We start from the raw sequence: 12,772 nt of genomic DNA, 5'->3' as shown, positions 1-12,772 counted from the left end.
GCGGCGGGGCCAGGCCCCCGCTGTGTTAATGCATTAACGACGGGGGTCAGGCCCTATTTCCGTTATGGGTGTGGTTTTGTTTTGTTTTGCTTTTCTGGTCTTTGTTACGCTTGTTTCCTTTGCTGTTATCGCCGCTTACGAATTCGGCGGCGAATTCAGCTTCAGCGTGACCAGCACGCGCTGAATTTTGGTTGCTGCTGCCTTTATTAAATTTCTTCGTCATCATCATCCCTCCTTCTGCACATGTTAGTTTGTCACTGCCTGCTAGTTTATACACGAGTTTCTTCGCCAAAAATAAGGTGAAAAGAAAGGATGACGTTTATTGAAAGAAATCGCACTCTTAACTGAGCTTTTTGAGAAGAACATAAATGAAGAAAATTCAGGGCCGATGGAAAAATATATGAAGGGGCATTTCCCTTTCCTAGGCATTAAGAAACCATTACGTTCAGAACTGGAAAAGCAATTTTTTAAAGAAACCGGTATTTTAAAGGAACCATTCAATCAAGAGTTTGTTTGGGGATTGTGGGAAAAGGAAGAACGGGAATATCAGTATACTGCGCTTGTTTATATGGAAAAGTCGCTAAATAAATTGGACAAGACGGATTTGCCATTTATGGAGCGCCTGATCATGACAAAATCGTGGTGGGATACGGTCGATGCGATTGCCCCAAAGCCAGTTGGAACAATTGCACAGGTCTTTCCAGAGGTGGTTGAAGAAACAATTAACGGCTGGGCAGTCCATGAGTACCTCTGGCTAAGAAGAGCAGCGATTCTTTTTCAATTAAAATATAAAGAGAAAACGGATAAGGAGCTGCTTTATCAATACATACGTGAGAACGCCTCAAGTAAGGAATTTTTTATTCAAAAAGCAATTGGCTGGGCGTTACGGGAATACTCGAAGACAAATCCGGAATCGGTAAGGCAATTTATTGGTGACTCCCAATTAGCACCGCTTAGCGTAAAGGAAGGCAGTAAGTATTTAAACTGAGCCTATTAGGAGAAAATACCAGTTGTTCATGGTAGAATGGCGATAATGAAAGTATTAAGGAGAACATCATGATAAAATGTATTGCGACAGATATGGATGGCACATTATTGAATTCTATGCAGGTTATTACCGAGGAAAATAAACAGGCCATTTTAAAGGCACAGGAAGCAGGGGTTGAGGTGGTGGTTGCCACCGGCAGATCCTATCAGGAAGCCACTTATGTGTTGAATGCGGCCGGGTTGAAATGTCCAGTCATTTGTGTGAACGGGGCAGAGATCCGCTCAATCGATGGTGAGATTATTTCTGCTGCACCGATTGCCAAACAAATGGCCAAGGATGCGGCAACAGTCCTGTACGAAAAGGATATCTATTTCGAGGTATATACGAATAAGGGAGCTTTTTCCGTCGATACCAACAAGGCTGTTTCGATTCTCGTGGATATCGTTATGAGTGCGAACCCTGAAGCAGACCGAGACTATGTCGTTCACGCGGCAGAAGGAAGAATAAGAGATGGATTGATTCATCCAATCGAAAATTATGAAATTCTGTTTGCAAGTGATGAGTATGAGATATATAAGTTCTTAGTATTCTCTTTTGATTTAGATAAACTTGGCGAAGCAGCCAGCGCCATAAAAGAGTTTAGCGAGCTTGAGGTCACGAAATCGGGAATTGAAAATATTGAAATTACCCATAAAGATGCGCAAAAAGGGATTGCCCTTGAGGCTTTTGTCGAGGCAAAAGGGATTGATTTGTCGGAAACAATGGCGATTGGTGATAATTTTAATGATGTGTCAATGTTTGAAAAGGCCGGCCGCGCGGTCGCGATGGGCAATGCCAGCCCGCACATTAAATCGCTGTGCGATATGATTACCGATACAAATGAAAATAGCGGTGTAGGAAAGGCGATATTGGAAGTTTTATAAAAGGAGGTTCCAGATGTACAAAGCTAGGTCCTTCGTGTTAGTTTTGATTTTGCTGCTTTCAGGATGTTCCTTTTTTGAAAAAAAAGAGGAGGAACAAGCGGGCGATGAAGCCATTGTCCGTCTGCCTGTTGTGGAGGTTGTCGCTGAGAATTTGTCTGTCCCATGGTCAATTGATAAAGCGAATGGAACTTTCTACATCAGTGAGCGAACAGGAAGCATTGCGAAAATTGAAAACGGCAAAATGGAACGGCAGCTGGTGGTTTTACGGAAACCGCTGGCTGAGGCGGCTGAAGCAGGGCTGCTTGGCTTTGTATTGGATCCGCAGTTTACTAAGAACCAACAGGCGTTTGCTTATTACACATACGCCGAAGCGGGACAGGGCCAGTTTAATCGGGTCGTCGTGTTAACTTGGAACGGTGCTGAATGGATTGAGGGGCGGATCCTGTTGGACCATATCCCGAGTGCAGCCTACCATCATGGCGGACGTCTGAAAATAGGCCCAGATGGCAAGCTTTATATTACTACGGGAGATGCCACTGTTCCGGAATCGGCGCAGAACAGGGCTTCCATCAACGGGAAAATTTTACGGATGAACCTGGATGGTTCTATACCGGCGGACAATCCGTTTCCGAATTCTTATGTCTACAGCTACGGCCACAGGAATCCGCAGGGGCTGGCCTGGATTGGTAAGACGCTTTATGCGAGTGAACATGGGCAGTCTGCGCACGATGAAATCAATCTTATTAAACCTGGGGAGAATTATGGCTGGCCGGTCATTCAAGGGACAGAAAAAAAGGCGGGGATGGTGACGCCGCTCTTTCAATCTGGTAATGAAACATGGGCGCCATCAGGGATAGCTGCTTCTGGCGGGAAGCTTTATGCGGCCGCTTTGAGCGGCAATGCAGTTCGTGAGTTCGACCTCGAGGCCGGCCGCACCACGGCGGTCATCACCGGATTGGGCCGTATCCGCGATGTGTTTGCAGATGGAGAAAGCCTTTATTTCGTCAGCAACAACACCGACGGCCGCGGTAAGCCGGACGAACAGGATGATAAATTGTACCGTGTTTTGTTGAGGGATTTGAAATAAATGGGGTAGTGTCAAGCACCATGTGGAAATTCCGGATGAAGGACATTTTTGATGATTCCGGGGCTGGAAATGTCCTTCATAGCTGTGATGAAGACCATTTTGAATGAATCTAGGGCGAGAAATGTCCTTCATAGCCGTGATGAAGACCATTTCGGATGATTCCAGAGCGAGAAATGTCCGTCATAAACCGATTGAAGGACATTTTCATGGCTCTCAACCATGAAATGTCCTTCATAAAACTCGTAGTGTCGGCGCCTTATAATATTTCAATCTTCAGCGAGTTAATTTGCGAGACAAGCAGGTCTTCATATTGTTTTTGTGCTTGATAGTAGATTTCCTGATCCCCCGCTTTTGGGTTTTCCTTTTTGGCTTGGTCAACTAGATCCTTTTGGACTTTCTGTGCCAAGACGATTAACTTATACTGCTGCTTTTCAGTTGCCCAGAATTTTTCTTCCCCATATTGTTGGATTAAAGCTTGCGCTGAGGCAAATTGCGCATATTGTCCGCGCACCTTTGCTACTGCCGCATCGACCTCTGCGGCCTCAGCCTTATGTCCTTTTTCCTCAGCGAGCAGGGCCATCGAGCGGAGTCGGATAATTTGCGTTAGCAATTTGTTTTGGTCATCAAGCACTTTTTCCTGTGAATTTAAATAGGCGAGTTCTTCCTCCAGCTGCGTGCCGCTATAATTCTTCCGGGCTGCATCGCGATTGATTTCCAGCTGCAGTTGATTAATAAATTTGTAAAAAGAAACATCTTGATCCGTGATCCACTGTCCATTTATTTTGGCAACACCTTCAGGCTTTGCCACATCGAACTCAATGACTTTTTCGGTTTTATCGCCATCCTTTTTCAAAAGGAATGCTGCCTCATACTTGCCGTTCATCGGCACCTTCACATCTGCAGCGTAAGTACCGTCTTTCCCTTCAGAAAACTTCACCTTCACCGTGCCGTGGTTCATAGTGACCATCGACAGGTCAGCTGTCACCGTAAGCCCTGTAACCGCCTTGCCAGCCTCAGTTACTTTAATTTCAAACGGCGATGCTTTATCCTTTTGATAATAAAGCTCCTTGGTGATGTCAATTTTATAATCAGACCCCGAGCTGCAGGCGGTCATGACAGCGGCGAAGACCATCATCATTAGCAGCAGCACTGCATGTCTCCAACGATTTCTCATGCCTCAATACCTCCTAATTGCTGTGTTGTTAAAAATTCATCTACCGTATATTTTTCAATCTTCCCTTCATCTAAAAAAGCAACGTGTGTACAAACCTGGCGGATTTCATCCAAATGGTGTGATGAGAGCAGGATGGTTTTGTTTTTTAACCCTCTCAAAACCTCCAAAATTTCCTTGCGGCCCATTGGGTCAATCCCGCTCGTTGGCTCATCGAGTATCAAAATACTTGAATCCTGATAAAGTGTAATTGCCAGCCCCAAACGCTGCAGCATTCCCTTTGAATATTTTTTCACGGGCTCACCACGGTCATCCCAAAGCCGGACAGACCGCAAAACCTGCTCCACCCGCTTTGCATCTGCCTTCCCCGAAACAGCCTCTGCAAAAAAGGTCAAATTCTCCAGTCCGGTCAGCATTGGATAAAGCATAAATTTTTCCGGCAAATAGGCAATCGCCTTTTTCCAGCCATGATTTTTCTTGGAGAACGCCACACCATTAATGGCAATCGACCCCCGTTTAACGGGAAGCAGCCCCAGCAAACTATTAATAAACGTCGATTTCCCGGCGCCATTCCGCCCGACAAGAGCGCAGATTTCATTCCGGCCGATATTTAGATCGACTGAGTCAAGCACTTGCTTCTTCCCGAAGGATTGGCATAAACCTTCCACTTTAATCATTCATAACCCTCCTTACGGTTGAACAGCACCGCCGCCCCAAATGATACAGCCAGCCAGAACACCCCATTACCAAGCATAAAGAATGAGGGCTTCGTCCACATAAACGACTGCAGCATCCGTGACATATGGCCGAACGAGTACACGCCCATGCCTGTTTCTAAAAACATCCGGACTGCTTGAAGCGGATTTAAAAAGTAGACAAGCGAAAATAATTTCACATTTTCATAGGTGACATCCGGCAAAAACGACAGCAGGATGAAATCGTGTAAGAAGAAAAAGTAAAACCAGACAAATATCGTATAGCCGATAATTTGCATCCGTGAGCGGCTAAAGCTGCCGATGGCTGCCCCCATTTGCAGGAAAATCACAGCCATTACGAGAATGCTTACCGTAAAAATGAGATACCCTTTAAAATCGAGGGCAAATTGAAACTTCAGCATTAATAAATATAGGAAAAACCAGGCAAGCAGCGGCAATAGAACAACAGCATAAAGCCCGGCGCTTTTTCGCATCAGAAAGCTCGGATAACTATCCCTTTTCGTTAACAGCATAATCAATGTCTTTTGCTCTTTTTCCTGGAAAACGGAAAACGCTCCGATAAATAAACACAAAATCGGGATAAAGTAAATAATCGTATCAAACAGATTGATTAATAGAATATAAAAGCCTTTTTCAAAAGTCAGGGAGGCGGAACGAACCAAAATACTGATTGAAATGAGTGCAATGATGCTTAGCGCGAGCCAGAGCCCTTTACCTCTAATATTTTCTTTCCATTCCTTCCAAATATAATGCATAGTATTTGTCTCCCCTTTATCAATATCAGCACCGCGATGATCCCGAGGGCAGCAAATAGAATGGAAGAATGGCTGCCGCCTTTATGCACCAATGGATGCGGATCGTTAAACATGATTTCGTCGTCGTTCAATGTGGCATTGATTTTTTCATAGATGCCCACTGCTGGGCTTTTTAAAAATAAATTCGTTAACTCCTGGTCCTCCAGCAGCTGGTGGAGGGAGGAGTGATAGGTTATTGGAAAATCCCCGATGCTGTCCTGGTTTAAATCGGTGAGCGGAAAGGCGCTGCCCCAGTCGTTGCCTTTGCCATGCTGACTCCAGGCATTGCCCTCGCCATTGCCGCCGATCGTGACAGCAGGGATGGTATTGTCGGATATTCGGTTTGATGTAAAGATCTGATCATTGGAACTGGCCCAAAGTTCAATACCAATTTGGTTTTGGATGATTCGGTTATGGCGAATCACATTGCGGGTCGCCTGATCGATGTACAAGCCCCGCTGGTTCATATAAAAAAGATTGTCTTGAATCGAGTTGTCATTTGCTTGTAAGAGTAATAATCCGAAAGATTGGTTTCCGTAGTTGACGATAAATTGATTGTCTTCTAGTGTTAGTCCGTTTGAATTCATGATGGCAGCGCCGCCCTGATTCATCGTAAAGGTATTTCTTTTAAAAATATTTTCATCGGAATACATATAGTGTAGACCGTACCGGGTATTGGCGATGGTATTGTCATAGCTTTTGTTATTGTTGGCATAGTCGAAAAACATCCCGTCGCGGGTGTCTTCGATTTTGTTGTGTGCCAATAGGTTGTCATTGGCGTAATAAACATGGAGCCCGTTCCCTTGGTCGGCAATTTCTCCCTCGCCCAATCCTTTAATGTCAGCATACTCAATTGTGTTGTGGTGGGCCTGGCTTAAATAAATGCCGTGAAAGGAGTTGCGGATCTTGACGTGTTCGATGATGTTATCGTTCGTATAAATTTTAATCGCCGCATATTCCTCAGCCGAGTTGCGGTCCATACTGCTTCCCGTTACCGTAAGATTTTTTAAATGAACGTTTGATGCCTTAACAGATATCACGTTTCCAGTTTTGTCTCCTTTGATCACGGTCTGTCCTGAGCCAATCATCGTCAACGGTTTGGTGATGACGAGATTGCCTTCATACGTTTTATTTTCAAGCTTCAATACCGCTCCCTCTTTCATGGAGTCGATCTTCGCTTGCAGACTTCCGTGTTCGGCTGCCATATATTCCTCAGGTTTGATAAACAACAAGAGAGAAAAGATGAAAGATAGGAGCGTTAATTTTTTCATTTTACTTTTCGGTCCTTCCATAACGGAATTAATAATAAAATAAACGCTGCAATAACAAAGTAGACACCTGTTCCCAAGATACTGTGGGTAATAAAGTTCGCCACAGTGTTTTCACCGATAATGGGTGGAACAAATGGATCCATATGAATCGGCGCCTTGGGGTCTAGATTCGAGCCGTATCTTTTAAGGGCGGAATAAAGATCCAAAATGCCTGCCGCACCGCCAATCATAAAGATGCCAATCAGTCCATAAAGGACTTTTTTATTGCGGAGGAGGGCTGTTATCAGGGTGAGCGCCGCCAAACCGCTGATAATGTAAATTAGGTAGCCCAGCTCAGGGAAATTTTCTTCACTGAAATTAGCCATGCCGATGTAGTGATTAAGCCCGTTAATGATATCAATTTCGCCTTCAAGTTTGTTTGGATAGACAATGATATTTAACCCTTCCGGATATTGTGGTGCGATAAATAGCATTTTCCACCAAGGGAAAAACATCGACACCACGATGAGGACGCCCGAAATACCAATCAGCAGTGCGGAGATAAGAGATAATCTATTTCCTTTCTTACTGTCATTCAAGTTAACCACACCTTTTATAGTAATTATTAAGTAAAAGGGGATGGGTACCAATATTCATTGATACCCACCACCAACTTTAAGCGCTATTGCTTTGGTTTGACTAGGAAGTAGCCGGTCATTTCTTGATGCAGGGCAGAACAGAAGTTTGTACAGTAAATCGGGTAGGTACCCGCTTTCTTCGCTGTGAACTTAACCGTGTTTGTCTGTCCAGGCTGCACTTCCATGTTCAGGTTGTAGCTGTTAATCGCAAAGCCGTGGGTGATGTCCTCATCGAAGTCGAGGTTGGTCAGGTGGATAGTCACCTCGTCACCTTCATTCACTTCAATGACGTCTGGGCGTTTTGCTTTGGAATCAAAAATAAACTTCGAGCGCATCGCGATGCCATAGACATCTACCTTATTGCCGTTACGGACAATTTTGGCTTCGTCCTTTTTATAAGTCGCCTCTTTATTGCTTTCATCCTTAGGATAAACTTCAATGGTTTTAATTTTATCGGCCTTAATCATCTGCGCATAGTGCGGCTCAGGGTTCACCGGCGATGATTGGATGACCTTCATTTTGCCGCTGATATCAATTAACTGCATCGATTCAGGGTGAGAAGGTCCGACAGATAAGTAGCTGTCTTTGGCAATTTTGTTTAAAGCAACAAGATATTTTCCATCAGGTGATACTGTGTCCCCTTCGGCAGCGACAGAGTGTCCTGGTGAATACTGGACTGGTACGCGGTCTAGCGTTTTACCAGTCTTCGGATCCCATTTCACAATTTCCGAAGAAATAAACATCGTTGTATAGGCCATACCTTTGTCGTCAAACTGAGTATGAAGCGGTCCAAGTGCGTTTTCTGGGTTCACTTCACGTTCCATCACAGATTTGTAGTTAATGATAGGAATGCCGTTTCTTTCACCAGCAAAGTCTTTGTTTTCAATTGCTTTAAATGCTTTTTCAAAAGAGAATACGGTCATCGCAGGAGCCAGCTTGCCGGAAGCGATGAAATACTTACCGTCTGGCGTAACGTCTACACCATGCGGTGATTTGGCAACAGGGACAAGATAAATGCCGCCCTTTTGTTTTTCAGGATAAATCATCTTTTGGCCGCCAACATCCTCGTACTTTCCTTCCTGTACCATTTTCTCAAGCTCTTTCCAGTTAAACAGGACGATGAAATCGCGGTCAGCCTGTGATGCGTTGATTTCAAGATTAGTGGTTGCTTCTTCGGTATTATAGGTGGTCATAACAGCCCAGTCTTTGGAGCTCTTTTTACCAGCATCGGAAAGGTCATAGGACCAAGGCGGCAGGGCTACCTGATAGGCAATGTTTAGCTTTGTATTTTTTTCATCAAAGGTAACGGCTGACATGACGCCGCGGTATTTCGTGCTGTAGTCATCAAGGGATTCATAGGCCTGCCCGAGTGGAACAGCAAAGCGGGTTGGCAGGAACATGTATTCCGTATTTTCGGTAACGAACGCCGCACAGTGCGGGCCGCTAGTATTAGGAACGTTCAAGATGTCTTTTACAGTAAAGGTTTTTAAATCCATGACGGCGGCGCGGCTGTTCCCGACGTCGGTGGCAAACATGTATTTACCGTCATAGTCACCATTTGTTTCAGAGAATGCCGGGTGGTGCAGGTCGCCCCACGTATAATCACCCATCATTTTCTTGGAGTGCTCATCAAAGCCGTAACCGGTTGCGGAATCCTGTGAGAAGACCGGAACGGTACGAATTTGGCGCATTGAAGGCACGCCGTAAATAAACATTTGGCCGGAGTGGCCGCCGGATGCAAATAGATAGTAGTCATCCTTTTTGCCAAAAGGAACATACACTTTTTCGGCATCGCTCTTGTTGTTTGAGGATGCCGTTTCCGTCGTCTTTGCGTTCGACGAGAAATCGGCGAATGAGATTGTTGCTGCGGCGAATCCGGCTAGTAGTCCGGACGCGATTGGTACCCATTTTTTCATTCGGTTAGCACCACCTTATTTTTCAGATGCCTGCTTGAGCAGGTCTAGTACTTGCTTTTCTTCTTCATCAGTTAATGGATTTTTGCCGATAACGCCTGACATGACGGCCGATGTCGGTGCTTTTAGAAATTCCTCAATTGGTTTGCCGTGCTTGCCCTCAACGTTTACAAAGGCTTGGGAAAGATCCGGTCCGACTGCACCGCCTTTTAGGTTGAGCGCTTCCACGCTATGGCAGCCAAGGCATCCCTTTTTATTGAGGATATTATCGTCATTTGCGCTGGAAGTGGCTGCTGTTTCTTTTGGCTTGCTGGAATCATCCGCTGCTTTTTCCTCTGAAGCAGCCTGGGCTGTTTCCGGCGCTTTCCCGGTGTCACTGGAGTTCCCCATGATGACATCAAATACTAGGTATCCAAGCCCGAAGCCGAGCACCAAGCTAATGGCAAAACTGATAAGAGCTTTTTTCAAATTTGTTCCCCCTCCTTTTTGTCAATTGAACAGCTTCATCCTAATCCATTAAATTTTGTGAAAATGTGACGCTCGTCACACGGAATGAAGGGTTTTTGAACGTTCTGTGAAAGGGCTCCAAAAGCTTATATTTAAAGCGTTTTTTTAAAAATGAACGTTCTGTGAAAACGAATTTCCCGTGTCGTTTTAGCGATTTAACTTTTTGTGAACATTGTCACTTCAATACTTAGGGAAATGACTTACAATTAGAGGAAAAAAATCGAGTAAAGGTGGTGGGGAGGTTGGAACGAGTCAGAAAAGTAGTGGAACCGAATTTAACTGTGATTCAGGAGGTACAAAAAGAGAGCTTGCTCCGCAAGATTGTCATTTTTAGGGATTTATCGCCAAAATCACTGAGCATTATTGAACAGAGGATCCTAACGCTAGAGGTGAAAAAAGGAGAGCGGATTATTAAAGAGGATGAACCGGCAAGAGGAGTCTTTTTTGTTCATACCGGGTCGGTAAAGCTCGCCAAGCAGGATGAGAACGGGAATGAAATGATTGTTTGTGTAAAGCAAAGAGGGGATATATTTGCTGAAGCATGTCTATTCACACAGAAGACAGAATGTTATCCGGCAACAGCAACGATGCTTGAGGATGGCAGATTGTTCTTTTTGGATAAGCAGGTACTCGAACAGGACCTTTACCAATATCCTGAGCTTTCTATGCAAATGATCCGCTATATGAGTGATGCCTTGAGGGAAATGACTGGTCAGTTAAGGGATGTGGCCCTGCTTGATGTGTATGCGAAAACCGTAAAGACACTGGAGCGGCTCGGGCGGAAATTTAACACGGACTTTAAACGCTGGGAGATTGAAATCCCTTTAACTGTACAGGAATTCGCCACCGTTGTTGGCACATCGCGCGAAAGCATCAGTCGTGTTTTCTCAAAACTAAAAAGGGAAGAAATGATTGATTTGAAATCAAGGAAAATCATTATTCTTGATTGGTGCAAGTTTTGTACGCTTTTGCATAAGGACTACTAACAACAAAGGGTTTGGCAAAAAATATGCCAAACCCTGTTTTATTAATGCGAATAGTTTGACTCTTTTAAATAATATTGACTGTATTCTAATATAATTATAAAATAGTACTGAAATAGATGATGGTTGGGTAAAGGATCAACTTAACCAGCTTGTTATTTCACTTTCAATGGAATGGTGTAACATTCTGCGTTTAATTAGTAAGATAAAAATTGCGTGAGTAATTATTGTAATATAATTACTTTATTTTCGAGTGTTTTTGAAAACGCTTCCATTTGATTGGAATTTAGGATGGAAAAACCACAATTGGGGATTTGTGGAGATCAAGACGGCGGATGTTTAGGCATTTTGAATGAAATTAGACTGCGCAGAGGGGGAAATAAGGTGTCAAACAAGGAATTGAATAGGGGTTTAAGTTCCCGCCATATTCAAATGATTGCTTTAGGCGGAACGATTGGTGTAGGTCTGTTTATGGGATCTTCCAGCACAATCGGCTGGACGGGCCCATCCGTCATGCTTGCTTATGGGATTACCGGTATTTTTCTATATTTGATTATGCGTGCCATGGGCGAAATGCTCTATTTAGAACCAAGTACAGGTTCATTCGCAACATTTGGCTATAAGTATATCCATCCTCTCGCAGGATATATGACGGCTTGGAGCAACTGGTTCCAGTGGGTAGTTGTCGGTATGTCTGAAGTTATCGCGATCGGCGCCTATATGCAGTATTGGTATCCGGATCTTCCTGCATGGATTCCAGGTCTTATCGCTATGGTAATTCTTGGAACAGCGAACTTTATTTCTGTTAAATCATTTGGTGAATTCGAATTTTGGTTTGCCTTGATTAAAGTAGTTACGATTGTATTAATGATTGTTGCAGGTTTCGGCTTGATTTTCTTCGGCTTTGGAAACGGAGGAGAAGCAATCGGCTTATCAAACCTTTGGAAAAATGGCGGCTTCTTTACTGGCGGCTTGAAAGGTTTCCTCTTTGCCTTAGCGCTTGTTGTTGGTGCATATCAGGGCGTAGAGCTGATCGGTATTACAGCTGGTGAAGCAAAAGACCCGCAAAAAACTTTAAGAAACGCGATTCAAAATACAATTTGGCGTATTCTTGTATTCTATATCGGTGCCATTTTTGTTATCGTTACTGTTTATCCTTGGGATAAATTGACGACAATTGGAAGCCCGTTCGTAGCAACTTTTGCAAAAATCGGGATTACGGCTGCGGCTGGAATCATTAACTTTGTTGTCATCACGGCAGCGATGTCTGGCTGTAACAGCGGAATCTACAGTGCAGGACGCATGCTGTATACGCTTGGAGTCAATGGACAGGCTCCAAAATCGTTTGCGAAGGTTTCTAAAAACGGAGTGCCTTTAGTCGGAACAATCGGCGTATTAATCGGTCTTGGCATTGGCGTTATCTTAAGCTATCTTGCACCAGAAAAGCTGTTCGTGTATGTATATGCGGCAAGTGTTCTTCCTGGGATGGTTCCTTGGTTTGTCATCCTGATCAGCCAAATCAAGTTCAGAAAGGTTCATGCTGATAAAATGGCCAGCCATCCATTTAAAATGCCTTTTGCACCTGTCACCAATTATCTAACGATTGCCTATTTGGTTGCGGTACTTGTCGGTATGTGGTTCAATGAGGACACTCGTGTCTCACTAGTTGCCGGTATTGTATTCCTAGCTATTGTGGCCATCAGCTATTATGCCTTTGGAATAAATAAGCGTGTTCCTGTGGATCTTCAAGAAGCTGAAAGGAAAGTAGGCTAAATCCACAATTAAAATAAGAAACAAAAACA

General features: G+C 44.1%; 13 protein-coding genes. 5 read left to right on the top strand and 8 right to left on the bottom strand.

What is annotated here, in order from left to right; all coding sequences use genetic code 11:
- Positions 1-46: 46 nt before the first annotated feature.
- Positions 47-292, bottom strand: a complete 246-nt coding sequence (locus ACZ5AE_RS28105; RefSeq protein ID WP_464573759.1) for a hypothetical protein — start codon at positions 290-292, stop codon at positions 47-49.
- Between the two features lie 30 nt (positions 293-322).
- Here ACZ5AE_RS28105 and ACZ5AE_RS28100 point away from each other — a divergent pair, with 30 nt between their 5' ends.
- The 3 genes from ACZ5AE_RS28100 (at position 323) to ACZ5AE_RS28090 (ending at position 2,998) form a co-directional block, all read left to right on the top strand.
- Positions 323-988: a DNA alkylation repair protein gene (locus ACZ5AE_RS28100; RefSeq protein ID WP_464568198.1), complete on the top strand. Its 666-nt coding sequence runs from the start codon at positions 323-325 to the stop codon at positions 986-988.
- A 68-nt stretch (positions 989-1,056) separates the two neighbouring features.
- The gene (locus tag ACZ5AE_RS28095; RefSeq protein ID WP_464568196.1) at positions 1,057-1,911 is read left to right on the top strand and encodes a Cof-type HAD-IIB family hydrolase; all 855 of its coding nucleotides are present in this window, start codon (positions 1,057-1,059) and stop codon (positions 1,909-1,911) included.
- Positions 1,912-1,924: 13 nt separating this feature from the next.
- A complete protein-coding gene (locus ACZ5AE_RS28090) occupies positions 1,925-2,998 on the top strand; it encodes a PQQ-dependent sugar dehydrogenase (protein ID WP_464568194.1) in 1,074 nt (357 codons plus the stop codon).
- A gap of 256 nt (positions 2,999-3,254) precedes the next feature.
- Here the strand turns inward: ACZ5AE_RS28090 and ACZ5AE_RS28085 are convergent, their stop codons facing one another.
- The 7 genes from ACZ5AE_RS28085 to ACZ5AE_RS28055 form a co-directional block, all read right to left on the bottom strand.
- Entirely contained in the window at positions 3,255-4,172 is a 918-nt protein-coding gene (locus ACZ5AE_RS28085) for a FixH family protein (protein WP_464568192.1), read from the bottom strand.
- Entirely contained in the window at positions 4,169-4,846 is a 678-nt protein-coding gene (locus ACZ5AE_RS28080; protein ID WP_464568190.1) for an ABC transporter ATP-binding protein, read from the bottom strand. The genes ACZ5AE_RS28085 and ACZ5AE_RS28080 overlap by 4 nt, the downstream gene beginning before the upstream one ends.
- Entirely contained in the window at positions 4,843-5,640 is a 798-nt protein-coding gene (locus tag ACZ5AE_RS28075; RefSeq protein ID WP_464568188.1) for an ABC transporter permease, read from the bottom strand. The genes ACZ5AE_RS28080 and ACZ5AE_RS28075 overlap by 4 nt, the downstream gene beginning before the upstream one ends.
- Positions 5,577-6,950, bottom strand: a complete 1,374-nt coding sequence (gene nosD, locus ACZ5AE_RS28070) for a nitrous oxide reductase family maturation protein NosD (protein WP_464568186.1) — start codon at positions 6,948-6,950, stop codon at positions 5,577-5,579. The genes ACZ5AE_RS28075 and nosD overlap by 64 nt, the downstream gene beginning before the upstream one ends.
- Complete coding sequence (locus ACZ5AE_RS28065; RefSeq protein ID WP_464568184.1) at positions 6,947-7,528, bottom strand: hypothetical protein; 582 nt, start codon at positions 7,526-7,528, stop codon at positions 6,947-6,949. The genes nosD and ACZ5AE_RS28065 overlap by 4 nt, the downstream gene beginning before the upstream one ends.
- A gap of 83 nt (positions 7,529-7,611) precedes the next feature.
- On the bottom strand, positions 7,612-9,483 hold the full coding sequence (nosZ, locus tag ACZ5AE_RS28060) for a Sec-dependent nitrous-oxide reductase (RefSeq protein ID WP_464568182.1): 1,872 nt from the start codon (positions 9,481-9,483) through the stop codon (positions 7,612-7,614).
- Positions 9,484-9,498: 15 nt separating this feature from the next.
- The gene (locus ACZ5AE_RS28055) at positions 9,499-9,948 is read right to left on the bottom strand and encodes a cytochrome C (protein ID WP_464568180.1); all 450 of its coding nucleotides are present in this window, start codon (positions 9,946-9,948) and stop codon (positions 9,499-9,501) included.
- 281 nt (positions 9,949-10,229) lie between these two features.
- On the opposite strand from ACZ5AE_RS28055, the gene ACZ5AE_RS28050 reads away from it, so the two are divergent.
- On the top strand, positions 10,230-10,973 hold the full coding sequence (locus ACZ5AE_RS28050; protein WP_464568178.1) for a Crp/Fnr family transcriptional regulator: 744 nt from the start codon (positions 10,230-10,232) through the stop codon (positions 10,971-10,973).
- Between the two features lie 381 nt (positions 10,974-11,354).
- Positions 11,355-12,743 carry an amino acid permease gene (locus ACZ5AE_RS28045; protein WP_464568176.1) on the top strand — a complete coding sequence of 463 codons (1,389 nt, stop codon included), beginning with the start codon at positions 11,355-11,357 and terminating at the stop codon, positions 12,741-12,743.
- Positions 12,744-12,772 lie beyond the last annotated feature (29 nt).

It is taken from the genome of Neobacillus sp. S1227 (genome assembly GCF_055385255.1).
Note: the sequence above shows the minus strand (reverse complement) of the source record. Positions and strands in the feature narration are given on the sequence as shown.

Excerpts from the sequence above, each read along its gene's own strand:
- ACZ5AE_RS28090 (WP_464568194.1), top strand. The coding sequence starts at position 1,925 with ATGTACAAAGCTAGGTCCTTCGTGTTAGTTTTGATTTTGCTGCTTTCA.
- ACZ5AE_RS28075 (WP_464568188.1), bottom strand. The coding sequence starts at position 5,640 with ATGCATTATATTTGGAAGGAATGGAAAGAAAATATTAGAGGTAAAGGG.
- ACZ5AE_RS28085 (WP_464568192.1), bottom strand. The coding sequence starts at position 4,172 with ATGAGAAATCGTTGGAGACATGCAGTGCTGCTGCTAATGATGATGGTC.
- ACZ5AE_RS28095 (WP_464568196.1), top strand. The coding sequence starts at position 1,057 with ATGATAAAATGTATTGCGACAGATATGGATGGCACATTATTGAATTCT.
- nosD (WP_464568186.1), bottom strand. The coding sequence starts at position 6,950 with ATGAAAAAATTAACGCTCCTATCTTTCATCTTTTCTCTCTTGTTGTTT.
- ACZ5AE_RS28080 (WP_464568190.1), bottom strand. The coding sequence starts at position 4,846 with ATGATTAAAGTGGAAGGTTTATGCCAATCCTTCGGGAAGAAGCAAGTG.
- nosZ (WP_464568182.1), bottom strand. The coding sequence starts at position 9,483 with ATGAAAAAATGGGTACCAATCGCGTCCGGACTACTAGCCGGATTCGCC.